General features: G+C 47.2%; 1 protein-coding gene. It reads right to left on the reverse strand.

The annotated features are described in order from the left end of the window. Positions 1 to 12: 12 nt before the first annotated feature. Positions 13 to 231 (reverse strand): IS66 family transposase (locus K1I44_RS15280; protein ID WP_219986647.1); only part of this gene is annotated, 219 nt, incomplete at its 5' end.

Consider the following 231-nt stretch of genomic DNA (forward strand, 5'->3'; position numbering starts at 1 on the left):
ATAGAAAATGCCCTAGGTAGCGGAAAGAACTCGATCGATCGTTTCGCCTGCCAACAGAAGACACAACGAGTCCCACACGTTTTTTTCGTGTTTCGTAAGTGTGGAAACGATGCTTCTTGCGATGCAAAACGACTGCGCGAACGTTTCGTCACGAAATGTACCCGAGATGTTCTCTTTGACTTTGACCATGCGAAGATCTCGCTCGGCTTGGTTATTGTCAAAGGGAACATG

Origin of the sequence: Anoxybacillus sp. ST4, assembly GCF_019448545.1 — a bacterium.
In the GTDB taxonomy this organism is placed as follows: Bacteria; Bacillota; Bacilli; order Bacillales; family Anoxybacillaceae; genus Anoxybacillus; species Anoxybacillus pushchinoensis.